This window comes from Candidatus Binataceae bacterium, from assembly GCA_035294265.1.
GTDB lineage: Bacteria > Desulfobacterota > Binatia > Binatales > Binataceae > DATGLK01.
On the sequence record DATGLK010000076.1, the window covers coordinates 16,489 to 35,869 of the forward strand.

The 19,381-nt window shown below is 63.7% G+C and carries 17 protein-coding genes; 6 read left to right on the forward strand and 11 right to left on the reverse strand.

The annotated features are described in order from the left end of the window. Positions 1-1,509: a metallopeptidase TldD-related protein gene (locus VKV28_12530; GenBank protein HLH77622.1), complete on the forward strand. Its 1,509-nt coding sequence runs from the start codon at positions 1-3 to the stop codon at positions 1,507-1,509. Between the two features lie 238 nt (positions 1,510-1,747). On the opposite strand, the gene VKV28_12535 is transcribed toward VKV28_12530, so the two are convergent. The 6 genes from VKV28_12535 to VKV28_12560 all read right to left on the reverse strand — a co-directional run bounded on the left by VKV28_12535 (position 1,748) and on the right by VKV28_12560 (position 7,521). Next, a complete protein-coding gene (locus VKV28_12535; GenBank protein ID HLH77623.1) occupies positions 1,748-2,515 on the reverse strand; it encodes an enoyl-CoA hydratase-related protein in 768 nt (255 codons plus the stop codon). Further along, the gene (locus tag VKV28_12540) at positions 2,508-4,064 is read right to left on the reverse strand and encodes an AMP-binding protein (GenBank protein ID HLH77624.1); all 1,557 of its coding nucleotides are present in this window, start codon (positions 4,062-4,064) and stop codon (positions 2,508-2,510) included. The genes VKV28_12535 and VKV28_12540 overlap by 8 nt, the downstream gene beginning before the upstream one ends. Before the next feature lie 23 nt (positions 4,065-4,087). Further along, a complete protein-coding gene (locus VKV28_12545; GenBank protein HLH77625.1) occupies positions 4,088-4,792 on the reverse strand; it encodes an enoyl-CoA hydratase/isomerase family protein in 705 nt (234 codons plus the stop codon). A 13-nt stretch (positions 4,793-4,805) separates the two neighbouring features. Next, on the reverse strand, positions 4,806-6,338 hold the full coding sequence (locus VKV28_12550) for an amidohydrolase family protein (protein HLH77626.1): 1,533 nt from the start codon (positions 6,336-6,338) through the stop codon (positions 4,806-4,808). Between the two features lie 86 nt (positions 6,339-6,424). Continuing rightward, complete coding sequence (locus VKV28_12555) at positions 6,425-6,568, reverse strand: hypothetical protein (protein ID HLH77627.1); 144 nt, start codon at positions 6,566-6,568, stop codon at positions 6,425-6,427. A gap of 26 nt (positions 6,569-6,594) precedes the next feature. Then, positions 6,595-7,521, reverse strand: coding sequence for a glycine cleavage T C-terminal barrel domain-containing protein (locus tag VKV28_12560; protein HLH77628.1), 927 nt, complete (start codon positions 7,519-7,521; stop codon positions 6,595-6,597). Between the two features lie 153 nt (positions 7,522-7,674). Between VKV28_12560 and VKV28_12565 the strand changes: the two genes are divergently transcribed. From VKV28_12565 to VKV28_12575, 3 genes are all read left to right on the forward strand, one after another. Further along, positions 7,675-9,192 (forward strand): hypothetical protein, encoded by a 1,518-nt coding sequence (locus VKV28_12565; GenBank protein HLH77629.1) that lies wholly within the window; start codon positions 7,675-7,677, stop codon positions 9,190-9,192. A 212-nt stretch (positions 9,193-9,404) separates the two neighbouring features. After that, positions 9,405-9,965: an elongation factor P gene (gene efp, locus VKV28_12570; GenBank protein HLH77630.1), complete on the forward strand. Its 561-nt coding sequence runs from the start codon at positions 9,405-9,407 to the stop codon at positions 9,963-9,965. Positions 9,966-10,097: 132 nt separating this feature from the next. Further along, entirely contained in the window at positions 10,098-11,252 is a 1,155-nt protein-coding gene (locus VKV28_12575) for a methyltransferase domain-containing protein (GenBank protein ID HLH77631.1), read from the forward strand. Between the two features lie 91 nt (positions 11,253-11,343). Here the strand turns inward: VKV28_12575 and VKV28_12580 are convergent, their stop codons facing one another. The 4 genes from VKV28_12580 to VKV28_12595 form a co-directional block, all read right to left on the reverse strand. Next, entirely contained in the window at positions 11,344-12,258 is a 915-nt protein-coding gene (locus VKV28_12580) for a 2-dehydropantoate 2-reductase (GenBank protein ID HLH77632.1), read from the reverse strand. A gap of 71 nt (positions 12,259-12,329) precedes the next feature. After that, complete coding sequence (gene coaE, locus VKV28_12585) at positions 12,330-12,944, reverse strand: dephospho-CoA kinase (protein HLH77633.1); 615 nt, start codon at positions 12,942-12,944, stop codon at positions 12,330-12,332. Between the two features lie 10 nt (positions 12,945-12,954). Further along, complete coding sequence (locus VKV28_12590) at positions 12,955-14,823, reverse strand: ABC transporter ATP-binding protein (protein HLH77634.1); 1,869 nt, start codon at positions 14,821-14,823, stop codon at positions 12,955-12,957. Then, positions 14,775-16,724 (reverse strand): glycosyltransferase, encoded by a 1,950-nt coding sequence (locus VKV28_12595; protein ID HLH77635.1) that lies wholly within the window; start codon positions 16,722-16,724, stop codon positions 14,775-14,777. Before VKV28_12595 ends, VKV28_12590 begins: the two co-directional genes overlap by 49 nt. Before the next feature lie 80 nt (positions 16,725-16,804). Here VKV28_12595 and VKV28_12600 point away from each other — a divergent pair, with 80 nt between their 5' ends. Beyond that, positions 16,805-17,644: an alpha/beta hydrolase gene (locus VKV28_12600; protein HLH77636.1), complete on the forward strand. Its 840-nt coding sequence runs from the start codon at positions 16,805-16,807 to the stop codon at positions 17,642-17,644. Positions 17,645-17,661: 17 nt separating this feature from the next. On the opposite strand, the gene VKV28_12605 is transcribed toward VKV28_12600, so the two are convergent. After that, complete coding sequence (locus VKV28_12605; GenBank protein HLH77637.1) at positions 17,662-18,411, reverse strand: methyltransferase; 750 nt, start codon at positions 18,409-18,411, stop codon at positions 17,662-17,664. A 494-nt stretch (positions 18,412-18,905) separates the two neighbouring features. On the opposite strand from VKV28_12605, the gene VKV28_12610 reads away from it, so the two are divergent. Further along, positions 18,906-19,319, forward strand: coding sequence for an Hsp20/alpha crystallin family protein (locus VKV28_12610; GenBank protein HLH77638.1), 414 nt, complete (start codon positions 18,906-18,908; stop codon positions 19,317-19,319). The last annotated feature ends 62 nt before the right edge of the window (positions 19,320-19,381 follow it).

The following is a 19,381-nucleotide window of genomic DNA, read 5'->3' on the forward strand; positions in this document are numbered from 1 at the left end:
ATGCCAACCCTGCACGCACTGCGCGATTTCCTGACTCGGGGCTTAGCGCGGGCGGCGCGCGAGCCCGGCCTGCGCCAATTCGAAATCTATGCGCAAAGCGGCGAACAGATCGTCGCGCGGCTCAATTACACTTCCGACCTGCCCTCGCGCGGGGTCGAAGAAACCAAGTCACTTCACAGCCAGGGGCTGGCGGTTCGTGTCTTAACCGACGACGATCCGGCACGCTTCGGCAGCGCCTCGCGCGCAGGAGAGCTCAACCTTCCATCTCTTTGCGCGGCCCTGGCACAAGCACGCCGCGAGGCGGTCCATGACCCCCATTTTCAAAGCCTACCGGCCAGCCGCGCGCCGGCCGCAGCCACGTGGGAACGCCCTGGCTTGATGGGGCTGACTTCGTTAGCGCTGACCGGCTATGCCTGGCGCATTCTGCGCGGAGCACTCGATACCTTCGACCATCGCGAAGAGGTGCCCAATCCGCCCGCACTGATCGTCGGCGGCGACCTTACCCTGACCCGCGATCGAATCGCAGTGGCGGGCTCCCAGTTAAGCGGTATCCGCGCCGACGAAAGCGCCCATTTCACCGCCACGGTCACCGTAGTAATCGAAGCCACCGGCGCCAAGTCAGCCGCTAGCGCCGCCGGCCGCTCAATCGATCAATTAGAGCAGGCCGTCCAACTGGGTGCCCAGGCAATGGCTGGGGCGCTGCGCGGCGGCAATGGCATCTGTCCACCCGAGGGGCGCTATCCGGTATTGCTTGGCCCCCAGCCGATCGCCGAAATCCTAGGGTACATGGTGCTACCCTCGCTCAGCGCGGCGTCGTTTTACCGCGCCGATTCCGCCTACTACGGACGCTTGGCGAGCGCGGTCATGGATCCCCGGCTCGATCTGGAGGACAACCCGCGCGCCGCCTGGGGCGCGCTCCATCGGCAGATTAGCTGCGAGGGACTCTCAACCACGCGCACCAGCCTGATTCGCAACGGCAAGGTCGCTGGCTTGATGGCCTCCTATTACGACACCCTGCGGCTACGCGCGGCGCAAGCCGGGGTGGCGGCGCAGACCTCCGGCCTCGCCCTCAAGCCCAATTGCGGCTGGCGGCTGGGCAGTTACGGCGGACGGCGTTTCGACGCGCCGCCACGCGCGGTGGCTAGCAACGTTGCGTTGCGAGCACGGGGCGGCAGGGAAGAAGGCAAGCTGGCGGGTGATATCCGCCACGGCATCCAAGTCGGGAGGGTCTGGTACACCTATCCGATTAACGGCCAGCGAGCCGGTGATTTTACCTGCACCGTGAGCGGCGATTCCTACCTGATCGTAGACGGCCGCGTAAGCGCGCCAATCGTGCCCAATCGACTGCGTATCAACGCCAACATCGACGAAGTCTTCAACGCCGTCCGTGCCGCCGGCAATCGCACCCATCTCGCCCTGGTATGGGGCGAGCCGCATGTTTTTTACGTACCGGCGCTGGCTGTCGACAGCCTCTCATTCGCCCCGGTGGGACGCGAGCCACCACGGTAACGAGAGTCGACATCGCCAGCCATCTTCAGGTCGGCGTGTACCTTGCGGAAAAAGAAGCGCAGCAATGAACCGCGCCGCACGCTTCGATAGTGGTTACTTTTTCTGTTCCATAGCCACGCCGCAGCATTTCAGCACACCGGCGCCGGCCTTGGTCACAATGACCTGCGAATTGCACTTACCGCAAATGTAAATCTTGCCTAGCTGGTTAGCCATCTTGACGGAACTTACTCCCAAACGCTCATCTTCCCTTGAATAGCGGTTTGCGTTTGTCCAGGAAAGCGCGCACACCCTCGGCCCGATCGGCGGTGGTTTGGAGCAGCGCGTAGAGATCCTCTTCCAGCCGAATGCCCTGATCCAAGGTCAGATCGTAGCCCTTGACAATCGCCTCTTTGACCAACCGCGTGGCTAGCGGCGCACGCGCAAGCAGGCTCGCGATCAGCTTAGCCCTGAGCGCTGCCAACGCCGCCTTGCTGGCCGGCGCGTAGGTTACCAGCCCCAGCTTCAGCGCCTGGCGGCCCGACACGGTGGCGCCGGTCAGCATCATCCGCAGCGCCGGCGCAACCCCGATCAGGCGAGGCAAGCGCTGGCTGCCACCAAAGCGCGGCAACTGCCCACGCAGCAATTGGCGCAACCCCATCCGCGCGCCGGCATGGGCCGCGCGCAGGTCCAGCGCCAGAGCAAGCTCCAGTCCCTCGTCAAAAGCCTGGCCTTCGATCACGGCCAGCGTGGGCTTACTGAGCGCGGCGAGCGATTCCACTACCGCCCCGTCCACGTCGGGCTGAAAACCGGCGCAAAAATTTCCACCGCCGCCGGCGATTACCACAAAGCGCACGCCGTCGTCGTCTTCCACCTCTTCGGCCAGTTCGATCAGATTTTGCGCCATCCTGGCAGTGAGCCGATTGGCGCGCGGTGCTTCCAATACGGCGCTTACATAACCCGGCAGGCGCCGAATAATCACGCGTCCGGATGGCGGCACGGCACGGCGCGATCGATTCGGCTCAGTCAATAGCGCGCAGTTCCTTGCGCAGGATTTTGCCCAGCGGGTTGCGCGGCAGGGCAGCAATGAAGCGATAATCCTTGGGGCATTTGAAGCTGGCCAGGCGGGCTGAGCAAAACGCGTGCAGTTCCGCGCTGTCGAGCTTATGGCCCGCACGCACCACGATGAAAGCCGCCACCGTCTGCCCCCACTCCTGCGAGGGCCAACCCACCACCGCCGCCTCTTCCACTGCGGGATGGCTCATCAGCACCGCCTCGACCTCGGCGGGAGCGATATTCTCGCCGCCGCGGATGATCAAATCGTCCTTGCGTCCCGCGAAAAAGACATACCCGCCGCGGTCGATCCAACCCAGGTCGCCGGTGGCTCGCCATCCATCGCCCAAGGCCAACTCGTCGCGATGGCCGGCGTAGCCTTTCATCACGCGGGGGGTTCGGATACACAGTTCGCCGACCTGGTCGGGTCCCAGTCGGTTGCCGCTTTCGTCGCGCACCATCACTTCGACGTCCGCCAGGGGCCGGCCGATCGAGCCTAGGCGCTTAAGCTTAAGCTCGATCTCTTCGGGATTGCCCTCCAAGCGATGGTCTTCGGGCCCCAACACGGTCAGCGACGAGGTGGTTTCGGTCTGGCCGTAGGCATTGACGAATCCAACGGACCGGGGCAGCACTTCGATCGCGCGGCGGATGACCCCAAGCGGCATCGGAGCGCCGCCGTAGGCTAGATTCTGCAGGCTAGAGAGATCAGTGTGAGCCAAGGCCGGCTCGTCGAGCAACTGCTTGAGCATCGTGGGCACGACGAAAGCGTGCGTTACCCGCTCACGCGCCACCAGTTCCAGCCAAGCTCGCGGCTCGAATTGAGGCATCACGATCATCTTGCGGCCACTCCATGGCGAACTCATCATCGCGGTGGCGCCGGCGATATGGTAAAAGGGCACGCAAATCAGCGCGACACCGCGCTCGCCGCCGTCGGCCATCTCGACATTGGCGGTCACATAGGCGGTGAAGTCGTGAAAGCTCAACATCACGCCCTTGGGCTGCGAGGTGGTGCCGCTGGTGTACATTAGGATTGAGGTATCTTCTTCGGCGATTTCAGCCTCCCACTGCGCGGGCATGGCCGCCTCCGCCATCTGGCGCAGATTATCCGGGCTGTCTTCGCCCAGGTCGATAATGGCGTGGAGGGCGGGCAGGCGGTCGCGAAGCTGGGCCAGCGTGGGGCGATAACGCTCGCCCACCAGCAAAACCCGCGCGCACGCGGTGGCTAGCATGTATTCCAACTCGGGCGCCTTGGCTCGGTAATTGAGCGGCAGAAAGGTCAGGCCGGCTCGAGCCGCGGCATAGTAGGCCGCCAGATAAAGGTCGGAGTTGGTATCGAGCACCGCAACCACGTCGGCCCCGCCCGCGGCCTGCTCGTGGCGCTCAAGGCCCAAATTGGCAAAGACCGTGCAGATCCGCGCGCTCAGCTCAGCGAGTTGCGCGTAAGTGTAGCGGCGGCGACCGAAGACCAGGATTTCCTGGTCGGGAAACAGGCCAGCCGGAATGGAGAGAAAGCCAACGGTATTCACTCAAGTGTTCCTGCGTCGAAGGTTCAGGCGAATGATTTCACTCGCGCCGCCAGATTGCGCTCGTGCCTGAGAGCCTGCGCCATGGGCAACTCCAGCCCTTCCCACACCGCGCATCGCAGCGCCGCGCTGAGCGCGCGCGGGAAGCGGCTGCACTTAAGAGCCAGCCGCTGAACCCTCGCATCGAGCTGGGACGGCGGGCTGATTTCGGCCACCAAACCTATACGTCGCGCCAGATTCGCGTCAATCCAACGACCGGTCAAGGCAAGATCGAGCGCCCATCCCAGCCCCAACCGTCGCGGCGCCGTCTGGGTTCCCGCCACCCCCGGAATCATCCCCATTGCGGTCTCGGGCAGAGACAGCCGGGTATCGCTGGCGGCGATCGCGAAATCGCACAGCAATGCCATCTCCAATCCACCACCCACGGCGTAGCCGTGCAGGGCCGCGATGGAAACCACGGGCAGGCTGCGCAAGAGTTGCCAAACATCACGCCGAAAGCGGACCCAACGGGCCACGATCGGCGAAGGCGCCTGGCCGAATTCGCTTACGTCACCGCCGCTGCAAAAGGCGGCACCCGCACCGGCCAACACCATAGCGCCGACCTCGGGGTCATGGTGGACCGCCCACAAGGCCTGGTAGAGTTCGTCGCGCATGCGAAGGTTATAGGCGTTGAAGACCTCCGGCCGATTGAGGGTCAGCCAAGCTACCGGACCGCGCTTGTCCAGCAGCACGGTGGCCGATGGTTCAGAATCCGGGGATACCAGTGATGGTTTCGGGCCGCCCGCGCTCATATACCACTCGTCCGCCAATGATCGTCAAATCGATCGGCACAGCAGCCAGTTCCGCCGGCGTGAGCTGGCTGGGATCGGCCGCCATCACGATCATGTCGGCGGCCAGACCCGGCTGCAACGCGCCCGCCGGCCAGCCCGCCAACTCGGCGCCGGCGCGAGTAAAAAGGTCGAAGGCCTGGGGCAACGGCAAAGCTTCATCAGCCCCCAATTGGGCTCCCTCCAACGTGGTTCGGGCGATGGCGGCGGCGATCGCCACCAGCGGGCGGGCCGGGGTTACCGGCGCATCGGTGCCGGCCGCCAGTGGAATTCCGGTGCGCAGCAGACTGCGCGCGCGATAAAGGTAGGGCGTCAGGCCCGGCTCGTCGCAATATTTCGCGCCGCGATAGTAGATGAAGCCGGGATTGGTCACCACCCAGGCACCCAGGGCGGCGATACGCGTGGCCTGCTCGTCGGTGATTATCCCGCCATGCTCGATCCGGCAGGGCGCGGTGGGCGGCCGCTTCAAGCCCGCAACCGCCGCTTCCACCGCGTTGAGCGCAGCTTCGAGCTCTTCAATCTCGGTGGCGTGAAAGGCGCAGCTGGCTCCCATTTCCAAGGCGCGACGAACGCTCTCCACTCGCTGTGGCGAAGCCGGGGCGGCGCGAAATTTAATCCCTGTACACGCCACCCGCGCCCCCTGGGATAACTCCTTGGTCGAAGGAAAATGCGCTATCTGCCCTTCGCCCAGCATCACCGAGATGCGCTGGGTGATCGCACCGGCGGCGCACAGTTCAGCCAAAGTCGCTAACTGGGCCAGGTCGTTGCATGCGCCGGCGTCGGTAAATGCCGTTACTCCAGCGGCCGCCAGCTCGCGACTGAAGGTGCGCGCGCGACTCTGCAAATCGGCCGCCAGCACGCGCGGCAGGCGCGCGCCCAGCCAATCTTCCATCCCAACCACCAAGCTCTCCACTCGGCCGTTGGCGTCGCGGGACAAACGAGCGCCCGGCGGCGGTATGAAATCGGAGCGCTCCAGCCCCAGCAGAGCGATCGCGCGCGAATTGAGCCAGGAGGCGTGCAGGGTTTGATGGCGTAGGCGCAAGGGATGCCTGGGCGTGGCGCGGTCTAGTTCTTCGCGCCGCGGCCCGCGCCGCTCGCGCAACAAGCTTTCGTCGCAGCCAAACACTCGCAGCCAGTTGCCGGGCGCGGTGCGGGCCGCCGCCTGACGCAACTCCTGCTCCAACTCCTGCAAGCTGCGCACCGAGTTCAAGCGCACCCCCGCGGCAGCCGCCGCCGCTTCCATGAAATGCAGGTGGGAATCGATAAAACCGGGCGCCAGCAGGCGCCCACCCAACGGAATTAGATAGGTACGCGGGCCAACACTGGCGCTCAGCTCCGAGAATCGGCCGCAAGCAACGATCGCGCCGCCCGCTACCGCTACTGCGTCGCAATCCGGACGCCCCCACAGCCGAGCCCCGTGCAGCACTAAATCCGGTTGCCCGTCAGTCATGACCCACTAAGTACCGCGGGTGGTGCAAGCTTGCTCGCTGGTTTGGGAAAAAGCGATCGCGCCGGCTACCTCTCGAATCATTACGCTCAGTCGGAGGCGGGTAGCGCTTTGGCTTCTTTGATTTGCATGGGCTGATCGCAGCATTCCACCGTGCCCTCGCCCGGCTTGTTGCACAGCACCTCGGTTCCACATTTGGCGCACATGTAGCGCTTGCCCAACAGATTGGCCATTCACATCCTCCCCTCAAGTACACCCTTCACTGCTCAAAGGGCAGCTCGCAAATATGCGCCGCAAGCTTCGCTTGCGGCGATACGATCGTGACTTCCGTCCCCGGCGGCCAAGCCGCCTGCTGAATGATCCCCAAACCGATAAGCCCGTAGCGCGGCGAGCGGGCGACACTGGTCAATTGACCTACCGCGCGGCCAGCCAATTCGATCGAACCCCCTGGCGCGCTGGCGGCAGCGTCAATTCGCAGACCCATCAGGCGCCGCTTCACTCCGCCGCGCGAGGTGGCACGCTCCACGGTCTCCTGACCCAGGTAGCATCCTTTGCTAAAGGAAATAGCCCGCTCCAGTCGTGCCTCTAACGCGAGCGTGCGATCGTTGGTATCTTGTCCCACCCGTGCCCATCCCGCTTCGATCCGCAGCCGCTCGCAATCGGCCTCGCCAAGCATGGACCACGAGGACTGGAGCCCCGCCCCGAGCGCTTCCAGTTGATCGCGCGGTCCGATGACGCAACAGGCATCCTGGCCGTAGCGCTGAATGCGTCCGATCATCAACCCATCGCGCGTGGTAAAATGACCCGGCAACGGCGCGTCGATGAGGCGGGTTGCATGCGCCAGCGAGGCCGGATCGCCCAGCAATTCCATCACCGCGGCCTGAGGACATTGCTCGAATTCGACGTCGTCGGCAACTAGAAATTTCTCCAAGTGCGCCTGCGTGGTGGGCCATAACTCGCGGTCGATCTCCAGCCACAGTGCATCGGCTTGCGCCCACACGTGAATATCGCTGATGATGTGGGCGTGATCGGTGAGCATCAAGGCATAGACGATCGAGCCGGGCGCCATCCCCTTGACATCGTTGCTGCACATCCCGTGGAGGAAAGGCACCCGATCCTCGCCCGTGACCCGCACGATCAGGGTCGCGAGCCGAATTCGCCAGCCCAGGCCCGGCGCCAAACTCAACCGCTGAGGCTCGTTCGAAATCAGGTTGGCGCGTGCTTGCTCCATATTTATTGTAATTTAACAGATCGAACCGGCTTTGCCACACGCCCTGTTCCAGACGACTACCGCGCAATCAGTGGAGAGCTGGCATAGTTCGTATCGGGAGGTTAAAAGATGGCGCGGTTAGTTCGAGCCTTTGCCCTCCTGGCGCTGGTTCTGACGCTGCTGCCGGGCGAACTGGCGCAGGCCCAAGCTCCTACCGCGCTGGCGCGCACGCTGAGCGATCAGGCCTTTGCCCTGCTCGACACGCTTAACGCTACCCACGCTCACAGCCAACCCAGCGCCCTGCTGGGTCCGATCGGAATGTACGCCGCCGACTCGCAAACCCTGTTGCGCGCGCTCAAGGAGAACGCGGGCGAGCAGGCCGGCGCCGCCCTGGCCGCGCTGGAGCGCGACCAGGCGGCGGTGGATTCGACCCTGCAGGGCGCCGGCGCCGATCTGAATCGGGCTCAATGGACGAAGATGAAAGAGGAATTGGCTACACTAAAAATCGCGATTCCGGCGACTGCTGCTTCCGAAGCCGTGCCCACGCTAGTTCCAGCCGGGACCGGCGCGTCCTCGGATCTCTCGGTGCGGATTGATTCCACAAGATTCGATAGCGCCGACCAGCTGCACATCAAGGGAGTAATCACGGGGCGCGACATCACTTCGGCGGGCATCTATGCGGGGAATGAAGAAATAACCGATTTGCGTCCTACTCCCGATCGGCGCGATCAGCGGATCGAACTGGACCTAACTATCGCGCCACCACCCGCGGGCAGCGTTATCCGAGTTTACGACGGCAGCGGACATAGCGCGCAAGCGGCGATATCGATGGCGGGAGCGCCGGCCGAGGTTGGGGAAACCTTGCCACCAATGAACCGACCGGCCCCCAAAGTCTCTATCAATATCAGCCAGTTTGCGCTGGCCAATTCCGCGCTGCGGCAATATGCGGTGGCCGGACAGATCGCCGGCGCGGACATAACGCGCGCGGGAATTTACGTCGACCATCGGATGGTGAGACAAATTCCCGTGCTGGCGGGAGCGGGCTACCATATCTCCAATTTTGCCACCAACTTCGAGCTGCGTGGCAATCAGGCCAGCGTGCGGGTGTACACACGCGGCGGCCGCTATCAGGAAACTGTGCTGAACAACACCGGCCAAACCTACGGCGCCAATACTTATCCAGCTGAGGTGTACAATTCCTTCCCTCCTACGACCAGAATCCAGATCACCGGGATGCAATCGATCGGCCCCGACCTGATGGCGGTCAGCGGCATAATCTATGGGCTGAATGTCGTAGGCGCCGGGATTTATCAAAACGGACAGTTGATTGCACCAATCAATGTCGGCGGCGAGATGGGAACGGTGCCCGGTGGCTACCGCCAGATTCCCTTTGTCGCCCGCTTCAATACCGCTTTAGGAATCCCGGTTGTGCAGGCGATGGACTCAAGCGGCGCGGTCACCAGTCAACCGATCTACGGCGGCGACGCCACCTTCCCCCCCAGCTATCCCTATGGGGCCAGTCCGTACTCGTACGGCACCAACCCCTATGGCATCTTGCCCTATGGTGGCAGCACGGTTCCGGTCGTGCCCGGTCCGGGAGTCCATTACGGCCCCTTCGCACCGGGCCCGGGTGTCTCACCTCGTTAGACGGGTTCGGCGAGCGCAGAAGCACAGGCGGAAACGGCTCAAAGGTTCCGGCGCTTTTCCCAATCCTCCCACGCCAGCCTCAATAGCAGCGACCAGGCGCTCGTGAACCAGCTTGCCACGGATGCAGCCTCGCTGTAGCTTGACAATTTAAAAGCACGGAGCGGCAGCGCTTAGTGCCTTTCAACCGTTAATTCTCTCGGCGAGACTATCGAATGCTATTGCAGGCCACTCAGTTACGCCCCGGCATGGTTATCGAGTACAACAAAGACCTGTGGCGCATCATGACCATCACTCACATCACGCCCGGCAACTGGCGGGGCATGGTGCAGACCAAGCTGCGCAACATCAAGACCGGTTCCCAGACTGAAAACCGCTTCCGCTCGGAAGACCGGGTCGAGCGCGTGATCCTAAACCAGATCCAGATGGAATTTCTCTACCGCGACGGCGAGGACTTCCACTTCATGAATACGGAAAGCTACGAGCAAAGCACGATTCCCCGCGAGCTTATCGAAGAGGTCGTACCTTTCCTCTCGCCCAATCTGCAGGTGGAAGTCGAACTGCATGAAAACACGCCGCTCAACGTCAAGCTGCCCAAGACGATCGAAATGAAGGTGGTTCAGACCGACCCTGGAATGAAAAGCGCCGCGGTGACCAACACCCTCAAGCCCGCGACCACGGAAACCGGGCTGGTGGTCCAGGTGCCTCATTTCGTCAACGAAGGCGACGTGATTACGGTCAACACCGAAACCCACGAGTACGTTTCGCGCAGATAGCATTTTAATCCACGCCTCCGCCGCCATCTCGCTCAGCAGGCGCGCATTTCCCGGCGGACAGGATGTTCGGTCAGAGCAGGCCAAGGAGCCAACCGTGCGCGGCGGCGAGCTGACGGCGCAACAAGGGTGCGGATGGCGACGATACGCAAGCAATTTAAGCCCTCCACCCAGCTCGTCTCCACGGCGCAGGTGCACGCCGCGCCGCGCCTGAAGTTTTCCTCCCAAACGATCATCGCCCACACCCAGCCTGGGCTAGAGGCGGTCGTGATCAGCGAGGCTGTGAGCCGCATCGCGGGCGTAACCGAGCTCGGACGGCGGGTAGTGCCCGATCGTTCCGGATTGGCCGTCTTCGACGCTCCCGATCCGCGACTGCTGGCTCGGCTACGTTGTGCCGAGGATCTGTTCGCAATGGTCGGCTATGCGCGTGGTATCGCCACCGACGAGCACGGGTTGGAAGCGGCTCGCCGCCTGGCGCGCGCGGCGCCCTTTGTCGAGCAGGCCCTTCTTAGCCGCGTGCAGGTGACGGCGGGCAGCCGCGCCGGCTATCGGCTGTCGTTTCGCGTGCTGGTGCGAGTGGTGGGCGACCATCAGTTTCGCCGCGTTGATCTGGCGCGCGCACTCGAGCGCGGCATCGGCGAACGGGGCGACCATCGCTGGCGCGCACAGGCCGACGGCGAGGTCGAATTCTGGGCCACTTTGCTGCAGGACGAACTGATTCTGGCGCTGCGCTTGAGCGATGACCGGATGCGCCAACGCCAATACAAGGTCGCTCACTTTCCCGGCTCCCTGCGCCCTTCGGTCGCGGCCGCGATGGCTTGGCTGTCGCAACCTCAGGACGACGACGTAGTAGTCGATCCGCTGTGCGGCGCGGGGACGATTTTGATCGAACGCGCTCATCTGGGTCGCTATCGGATGTTGCTCGGCGGCGACCACAATGAGGCGGTGCTGGCCGCGGCGCGCGAGAATATTGGCCCGCGTTACAAGCCCATCGAGTTACGCCTGTGGGATGCCACCGCACTTCCTTTGCGAGACGCCAGCGTCACCCGGGTTATTGTCAATCTGCCCTGGGGCCGGCGCATCGGATCACATTCCGATAACCGCCGCCTCTATCCCCGCCTGATGGGCGAATTTCGCCGGGTACTGGTTCCGGGCGGTAGGCTGGTGATGCTCAGCGGCGAGGGCGGCCTGCTACGCGAGAGCATCGCGCGCAGCGATCTGACTCCTAGCGCAGTGCTCCCGGTGACCATTCTGGGCACGCCGGCGCGCATCGTGGTCTGCGCGATCTGACCCAACTTGCCGGCGCCCGCGTACTACCTCACACCAATTGTCTGAATGAAGCGAAGTGAATAACCTGTCCCACCACATCGAAAGACGTGTCTTACACCGGCGTCGGGTTGGCCAGGCTCAGCAACGCGTAAATCGTCTGACTAGCCGGCACCGCCAGATTATGCAGGCGCGCCAACCGCACCACTACCCCGATCAGAGCTTCAACCTCCATGCGGCGACCCCGCTCCAAATCCTGAAGGGTCGAAGGACGATTGGTATAGAAATGCTTGCGGGTAAAGGCCAGTAAGGCGTCGGTGCGCTCGGGCCCGATACGGGCGCCCTCGGCGCCGGCTACCATCCGCACCTCTTCGAGCATCTGACGCACCAACTCCAATCCCCGTGGATCGTCGAGCACTCGCCCGACGGTACAGCGAGCCAGCGCGCAGATCGTGTTGAAGGTCGCGTTCCACATCAACTTCTCCCAGCGCAGGTCGCGGATCTTATCCGACAACGCACCCAGGATACCGGCCCGTCCCATCGTGTCGGCCAGCTTTTGCGCGCGTCCGCTGATTGTGCCATCCAGTTCGCCGAATTCGATATAGCCGGCGGCCGAATGGCGCACGTGGCCAGGCCCGGTCAGCTCGGCCCCAATGCGCGCGTTGCCCGATAGCACCGCGCCGGCGCCAAAGCTCGCAATCAGTCGGCCTTCGTTTTCAACTCCGTTTTGTATCGTCAACACCATCCCGTCCGCCGCCAAACAGCCCTGGCATTGGGCAATTGCCGCCTCGGTATCGTTGCTCTTGACGCAAAAGATGATCAAATCGTAGGGCTGGTGCTGGCTTGGCTCGGCGACTGCGGTCACTGGCAGATGGAAGTCTCCCAGCGGGCTGGTCACGCTCAGCCCCTGGCTCTGCAGGGCTCGCAGATGCGCGCCGCGCGCACAGAAGGTGACGTCCTCGCCCGCCTGTTGCAAGCGCGCGCCGTAGTAGGCGCCGATGGCGCCCGCTCCCATGATCAGAATCTTCATCAATGCTCCGTGCGTACGTATTTGATCTATTAATGGGCAATTAACTAATAGCAGGGCAGGCAAGACGACGTTCACGACGCATCGTTGGCCCGCTTGAGCGATTGCTCCCACAAGCCGCGCACGCGCACCCGCAAATCTTCCAGATTACCCTGATTGTCAATAACCAAAGTGGCGCGCGCGCGGCGTTCTGCCTCCGGCATCTGGGCCGCGATGCGGGCCGCGACCTGGGTCGCATCCATGCCCCGCTGCAGCGCCAGACGGCGCACCACGTCGGCGCGCTCGGCCACCACCAGCCAGATCTCCTGGAAAAAATCCTGCCAACGCGCCTCGAGCAAAATCGCCGCCTCGATCACGATCGGACGCCGCTCGCCCTGAGCGCGCAGCACGCCTACCCGCGCTTTGATTTCCGCCAGGATCAGCGGGTGGACAATCGCCTCCAACTTGGCCAGCGCGGCGCGTTCGGCGAACACGATCGCGCCCAGGCGGCGACGGTCGATCGTGCCATCGGGAGCAACAATCTCACGTCCGAAGGTCGCGACCACGTCGTTAAAGGCCGGGCGGCCGGGCCGATAGACCTCGTGTCCCAACTGATCGGCGTCGATCACGGGCGCGCCCAGTTCGCGCAAGATGGCGGCAACCGTGCTTTTGCCCGAGCCGATCCCGCCGGTTAATCCAATATTAAACATGCTCTCTCGCTCAGCGGGCGCTTATCGCGCGCGCGGTCTCCAATCCACTCGCGCCCTGCGTCATGCCGCCGCTTTGCAGATGGTAGAGATAGCTGAAGTAGCCGCCACGTGCGACCAATTGATCGAAGGTCCCACCCTCTTCAATCCGCCCGCCGCGCAAGACCGCGATTCGATCAGCAATTCTAGCCGCCGACAGACGATGGGTAATCAGGACGACGGTGCGGTTGGGCGCCAATGCGCGCATCGCACTCAGTAGCTGCGCTTCGCTCTCCGCATCCAGCGCGCTGGTCGGCTCGTCCAATATCATCAGGGCGGCTTGCTTGAGCATCGCGCGCGCCAGCGCGATGCGCTGGATCTCGCCCAGCGAAAGCGGCGCACCGCCCTGCCCCACGCGTGCATCGAGCCCGCCCAGGCGCGCGATCAACGGCTCCAGGCCAAATACTCGAACCACCCGTGCGATGCGCGCGCGGCTTGCTTTCGCACAGCCCAGGGTCAGATTGGCGCGCAGCGAGCCTGCCAATAGCATCGGCCGCTGCGGAACCATCGCAATGGCTTGGCGCAGGGATCCAATCGTCAAGGATTGCACCCGCTGGCCGTCGATCTCGATAACCCCGCCACTAGGTTCATCAAAGCGCGCGATTAAACCGGCCAAAGTGGTCTTTCCCGCCCCGCTGGGACCAACGATCACCAAGGTCGCGCCCGGCGCCGCCGTCAAACTGACTTCCGCCAGCAGCGGCGCGCCAGCGGGATAGCTGAAACTCAGCCCCTCTATTCGCAGCGCGCCACGTGGTCGGGTCAGGGGCAGCGCGCCGGGCGCGTCGGCGATTTCAATGGTTTCGGCCAGCAACTCCAGACAGCGACGCAGGCTGGCCAGGGCGCTTTGACTGGCACCATGGGTCTGGAACAAGTGGCTCAACGGGGCGTACATCGAACCCAGGTACGCGACAAACACCACTAGATCGCCTACGCTCAAGCGTCCTTGGACGACGTGGCGCGCGCCCAGATAGATTACGCCCGCCGCCCCAGCTGCCAGCAACACGCTGACCATCCCCCCGTATAACGTCTGCATCAAGTACAGGTTGAGATTGCGCTTGAGATTGAGCGCGCTTGCCAACCGCCAGCGCCGGCTGGCCTGACGCTCCGCGCCGTAGGCCTGGAGCAGTTCCAGCGCAGCCAACTCGCGGTGGGCAGCATCGTAGATTGCCCCCTCGGCCATTCGCGCCGCCAGCGCGGTGCGCTCGATTCGCGGGTTGAGCACCAAAATTGCCAGCGCCAAGGCGGGCAACACCAATAGCGCGGCCAGCGCCAAAACCATATCGATACGCGCCATCGCGGTTAGCATCGCGACCAGCAGCAGCAGCGAAGCCGCGGCAGGAAAAACCCCATTCATCGCCAGGGCCTGGACGCCGTAGGAATCGGAGGCAACCCGCACCATCAGATCAGCCAGCGAGCGGTTGCGATGGAAGCGCCAGGAAAGGCGGGTAAGATGATCGAACAGGTGCGCGCGCAAGTCGGCGACCATCCGCTGGCCGATCACTACCGTGCTGTGCGTGTTGGCCAATTGAAGCAATGCGAGGAGCAGATAAATTCCCAGTTGTGCCAGGCAGGCCGCGGGCAACAACCAGCCCGCGTGCGCCAGCCCAAGTATCCGCGGCCCTAGCCGGCTGGACAGCGGCACCTTTCCCAACACATTGTCGATCACTATCTTGAGCGGCCAAGGCTTGAGCAGCTCCAAGGCGGTGATGATCGCGATTTGAGCGCCCACCAGGCCCAGACCCGCTAGATGACGGCGCATCTGCCGCGCCATCCACCAATACACCGCCGCCGTGCTCACGAGCGCCGCAGCCTGGCCGCGGCCAGCCCCACTCGCTTGACCCATCGCGCCGCACCCCGGCAGACGGGGCCGATGAGCGCCAGGCAACCCAACCGGCATCGTACCGCGAACCTGTCGTATTCGCGCGCCAACCGCGCCCTGCGCGCGTAGCTCACAGCGCTTAGCACCGTCAGCATCAGCGCGCATGCTCCCAGTGCCGTCAACCATGGCGCCCAAGCGCCTAGCAGGCAGGCGGCGGCTGCCACTGTAACCCAGGCGAATTCGCGCGGCAGCTCAATCAAGTCGGAACTAGCAGGATAGAGGCTCTGAAACGATCCTTGTCCCCATTCACCCCGATAGATGCGAGCTTTCCAGCGCCCGCCCACGCGATCCTGGGACGGCCTCGCAGCGGCTCGATACTTGTACCCTAGTATCGCTTCCGCTCGCCCATAACCGCGCTGCTGGCTTAGGTAGGAGAACAGCGAGGCACGGGCGCGATGGTGTACCACTGCGCCCGGCGCATACATGATCGCCGCGCCGGCGGCGGCCAGACGGCGGGAAATATCCACGTCGTCGCCGGCGGTGGTAAAGCGGGGATCAAAGCCTCCCATGGCCTCTAGCACCCTGCGCTGCATCGCCATGTTGCATCCACAAAGATGGAGCAGGCGCACGCCCGCTAGGTGGACCGCGGTGGCTTGGCCGGGCGCGGCCGCCAACGCCGCGGCCAACGGCGTCGCGACCGGCGCCGCGACCACCGAGCCGCCCGCGGCGGCGGCTCGATGATGGCGCATCGTGGCTATCAATTGGCTCAGCCAATCGCGGTCCGCCTTCGCGTCGGCGTCGATAAATGCGACGAACTCGCCGCGCGCGGCGGCAATTCCCAGGTTGCGGGCGGCACTTAGACCGCGATGGCTGGTGCGCAGCACAGTGACTCCTGCGGTGCGGGCGATCTCCCAGCTTTGGTCCTGTGAGCCGTCATCGACCACGATTACCTCGTAGGCGGGATAGTCCAGCGCCTGCAGCGAAGCCAGACATGAGCCCAGCGTCTGCGCCGCATTGTATGCAGCCACCACCACCGACACCATCGGCGCCGCAACTAGCGCAGGTCGCGTCCACTGCCTGGCCACCGCGGCAAAGGCGAGCTTGGGATGACGCTGGCGGGTGAGCAAGCCGAAGGCCCAGTCAGTGATGTCAGCGCCGGCGGTATGCCATTCGTCGGTCAGCGCGAACAGAATCATGCCCGCCACTCCGGTCTCGGCGCCAGCCGCGATCAGCCGGGGCAGCAACGCCGCCTGCGCCGCTTCGCCATTGCGCACGGTATCCAGCCCCGTCTCGCCCACCAGCAACGGACGCGTTCCGCATTGAGCCTGCAAATGGCCCAGATAGTTCCGAAAATCGGCCAATGAGTGGAGGTAGAGATTGTAACAGGCGAAGTCCAAAAAACTGAGATCGAGGTACTGGCTGGGAGGATAAGCGGCAAGCGTGAACAAGCCCTCGGGATCCAGGCTTGAACCCAATCGATAGAGCTGGCGCACAAAGCGACGTATCCGCCGTACGCCATGATAACGGACCACGTCGGGGCGAATTTCATTGGCCAGGCAATAAGCGAATAGCCATTCCCGCCACGGCCGCATCCGCTCGATTGTGGCTACCAACGCCAAGCGCACCTGTTTTATCAGGTCGGGCGAATCCAACACCATCACGTAGCTGGGCCAAGCCACCCCGACCATCAGACGTAGTTCGGCCCGCGCCGCCAGTTCGAGCAGCCACTCCGGCGGCATCGCATATAGCCGCAATAGGTTGGCGCCCAATTCGCGGGCGCGCGCGAAGTCGGCCGCCACCAATGCCGAATCCGGATAAGGTTCGCCGCGCGCGTTGGGCGCGAACGGCCCATAGCTAACGCCGCGAACCTCAAATTTGTCCGGCCCCACAAAAAAGTACTTGTCACGTGCGATCGGCCGTTCCATTTCCCTGCTGACTAGGTGCTAGGGGCACACTTAACTTACGCTGCCCTTGCTCCCAGCCGGCAGCTAAAATAGCGGGCGCGATGGCACCGCCCAAGAGTTTCGACCTGCGAGTCAACGGTATTCGCCTGCGCTGCCAGGATTGGGGCGGGCACGGCCGGCCTATCCTGCTGGTCCACGCCACCGGCATGATGGCGCTCCTATATGCGCCCATCGCGCGGGCCCTCACCAGCGCTGGCCAAGTGCTGAGCTACGATCAACGGGGCCACGGTGACAGCGATCATCCACCCGATGCCGCCTACGACTGGGAGCATCAACTGGCCGATTTACACGCCCTGATAAAGGCACTGGGGCTGCGCGAGTTGCGCGGCGTGGGCCATTCCGGCGGCGCTACCATCCTGGCTGCCCTGTCAGCACAGGAGCCGGCGCTGATCTCTCGCCTGGTGATGGTCGAGCCGGTCCTGATCGGGCAACCTCCGGCGGTTGAAAATCCGCTGGTCCAAAGCACTCTGCGGCGCCGCGCCAGCTTTACCGATGCGGCCGAAATGTATCGGCATTTTGCTGGCAAACCACCCTACGATAGCTGGCAGCCCGAGTTGCTACGCGCCTACTGCGAGGAGGGGGCGGCCTGGGACCCACAGGGACGCTGGCGGCTTAAATGCCCACCCGAGATAGAATCCAGCTTCTATCGACTGGAGTTGCGCTTTCAGACCCTGCGGCGGGTACTGGGATGCCGGGCGCCAGCCTTGGTGATCTTCGGCACGCGAGGCAATCGTTCCACCGGCGCCGCTCACGCCTTGACCCTCAAGCGCGCACTGCCCCAGGTGGAAATTGTCACGATGGCCGAGTACGGCCATCTTATCGCGATGGAAAATCCCGACCTGATCGCGCAAATGGCGTTGGACTTCCTGGCTCGCCCATGACCGCTTTGCATGCCCGCTCATGGCAGCGGCTCGGGCTCGCCGTTCTCCAGTAGAACCCGCGCCTCTTGGCTGAGCACTCCCGGCTCCCGGTACAAAATCAGTGGCGGTTCAACCTCCAGCCCCACCCCACCACCCTTGCATGCTTCGATGAGAATTGTGCTTGCGCTCTGGCCGGCGCGGGGATGAACCAGGCGCATCCGCTTGGGCTCCAGGCGGCGCATCCGCAGCGCGCAAAGCAACTCCGCGCCGCGGCGCGCATCGAAGACGAAGCCTGCCTTGCCCGTGCTCTTGAGGTAGCGCGCGGCCGCCGCCACGAACTCTTCCAGCTCCGCGCCAGCGCCGCCGCGGGCCAAGCGTCGACCGTCAAGGGGGCTTTCCTGTCCGCTGCCAGCGCGAAAAAACGGTGGGTTGGCGATCACATAATCAAAACTGTCCGCGCTCAGGCCGGGAATCCGCTGAGCACGCAGATCCCCCACGATCGCGCGCACGACTGTGAGCTGGTTGAGCGCGGCGTTGCGCGCAATCAGGGCAGCCAACGTCTCCTGCAGCTCCAGCGCCACTACCTCTCGCGGGTGATACAGCCGCGCCGCAGCCAACGCCACCACCCCGCATCCCGCTCCCAGTTCGATTAGGCGCACACCGGGGCGTGGTCTGATAAAGCGCGCCAGCATAATCGCCTCGACCGAAAAGCGGTAACCGCGACGGGGCTGGAGTATGCGCAACGCACCACCTAGGATTGCATCGAGGCTTTCCTCGCTTGCTGCCATGGACTCTTCGCAGGCCAAAACCTACGCTCGGCTGTTCCGTCAGGCCGGCATTTTGATTGGCAAGGGCAGCATATCGCGCGCCCTGGGTGTGCTTAAAGCCGGGCAACAACAGGCCGAACGCGCCGGTCACCGGGTGATGGCCGGCCGTTTCCGAGCCGAAATCCAGCGACTCTCCCAACCTCTAACCTCATCCCGAAGACGCCCACAGTGACATCATGCCATGCTTGCCCGGTGGCTTCGGTCGCCGGCTCTGGCTTTCTTCCTCAGTTCTACCAGAGGGAAAATCGGAGCTCGGTTCCTAGTCATCCTGCGACGGCCACACGCAAGCCTTAGTCAACGGCCTGAACATACAGGCCTTAGGCCCCCGTCTGAAAAAGCATGATCGAGCCGATGCGCATGCCCTTGACGTCGCGCCGTTCGTACTTAAGTTGGAGAGTGTCAGTGAAAAAACAAATTATCCCCGGAATGAATTCTTAAGGAGGTCAATAATAACAATGGCTGCGCTGCTGACTAATGGATTGGCTAATGGATGGGCTGCCCCCTGGCTCAATTCATTCGAGGAATCTGAGCATACTCCGGTCGCCTTGCTGGCGGCCGACGTGACCGAGGATGCAGACGGCTTTGAGTTCGATTTCGACCTTCCCGGCGTCAAGGCTGAGTCGATCGAGGTCCGGGTCGAGGATGGCATGCTGCTGGTCAGCGCGGAGCGGCCAGCGCCGCGGCGCTCGGATGACGTGACCGTGCGGCGTGCAGAGCGCTATTACGGCAATTACCATCGGGCCTTCAGGTTGCCGGCGCAATGGGCTAGCGAGCCGATCGTGGCCAGCTATCGCGACGGCGTGCTTCACGTGCGCGTGGCCAAGCCGGCCTCCGCCAAGCCCGTGCGGATCAAAGTCGAGCATAACTAAACTGCCTTTCGTGGCGAGCCACGCCCCACCCCGGCCGTGGCTCGCCACTTGCGCTCGCGCCA

What these genes read in the sequence shown, in the direction of transcription:
- VKV28_12530 (HLH77622.1), top strand. Translation starts at nt 1, where the DNA reads ATGCCAACCCTGCACGCACTGCGCGATTTCCTGACTCGGGGCTTAGCG.
- VKV28_12550 (HLH77626.1), bottom strand. Translation starts at nt 6,338, where the DNA reads ATGACTGACGGGCAACCGGATTTAGTGCTGCACGGGGCTCGGCTGTGG.
- VKV28_12555 (HLH77627.1), bottom strand. Translation starts at nt 6,568, where the DNA reads ATGGCCAATCTGTTGGGCAAGCGCTACATGTGCGCCAAATGTGGAACC.
- VKV28_12565 (HLH77629.1), top strand. Translation starts at nt 7,675, where the DNA reads ATGGCGCGGTTAGTTCGAGCCTTTGCCCTCCTGGCGCTGGTTCTGACG.
- efp (HLH77630.1), top strand. Translation starts at nt 9,405, where the DNA reads ATGCTATTGCAGGCCACTCAGTTACGCCCCGGCATGGTTATCGAGTAC.
- VKV28_12575 (HLH77631.1), top strand. Translation starts at nt 10,098, where the DNA reads ATGGCGACGATACGCAAGCAATTTAAGCCCTCCACCCAGCTCGTCTCC.
- VKV28_12580 (HLH77632.1), bottom strand. Translation starts at nt 12,258, where the DNA reads ATGAAGATTCTGATCATGGGAGCGGGCGCCATCGGCGCCTACTACGGC.
- coaE (HLH77633.1), bottom strand. Translation starts at nt 12,944, where the DNA reads ATGTTTAATATTGGATTAACCGGCGGGATCGGCTCGGGCAAAAGCACG.
- VKV28_12590 (HLH77634.1), bottom strand. Translation starts at nt 14,823, where the DNA reads ATGGGTCAAGCGAGTGGGGCTGGCCGCGGCCAGGCTGCGGCGCTCGTG.
- VKV28_12595 (HLH77635.1), bottom strand. Translation starts at nt 16,724, where the DNA reads ATGGAACGGCCGATCGCACGTGACAAGTACTTTTTTGTGGGGCCGGAC.
- VKV28_12600 (HLH77636.1), top strand. Translation starts at nt 16,805, where the DNA reads ATGGCACCGCCCAAGAGTTTCGACCTGCGAGTCAACGGTATTCGCCTG.
- VKV28_12605 (HLH77637.1), bottom strand. Translation starts at nt 18,411, where the DNA reads ATGGCAGCAAGCGAGGAAAGCCTCGATGCAATCCTAGGTGGTGCGTTG.
- VKV28_12610 (HLH77638.1), top strand. Translation starts at nt 18,906, where the DNA reads ATGGCTGCGCTGCTGACTAATGGATTGGCTAATGGATGGGCTGCCCCC.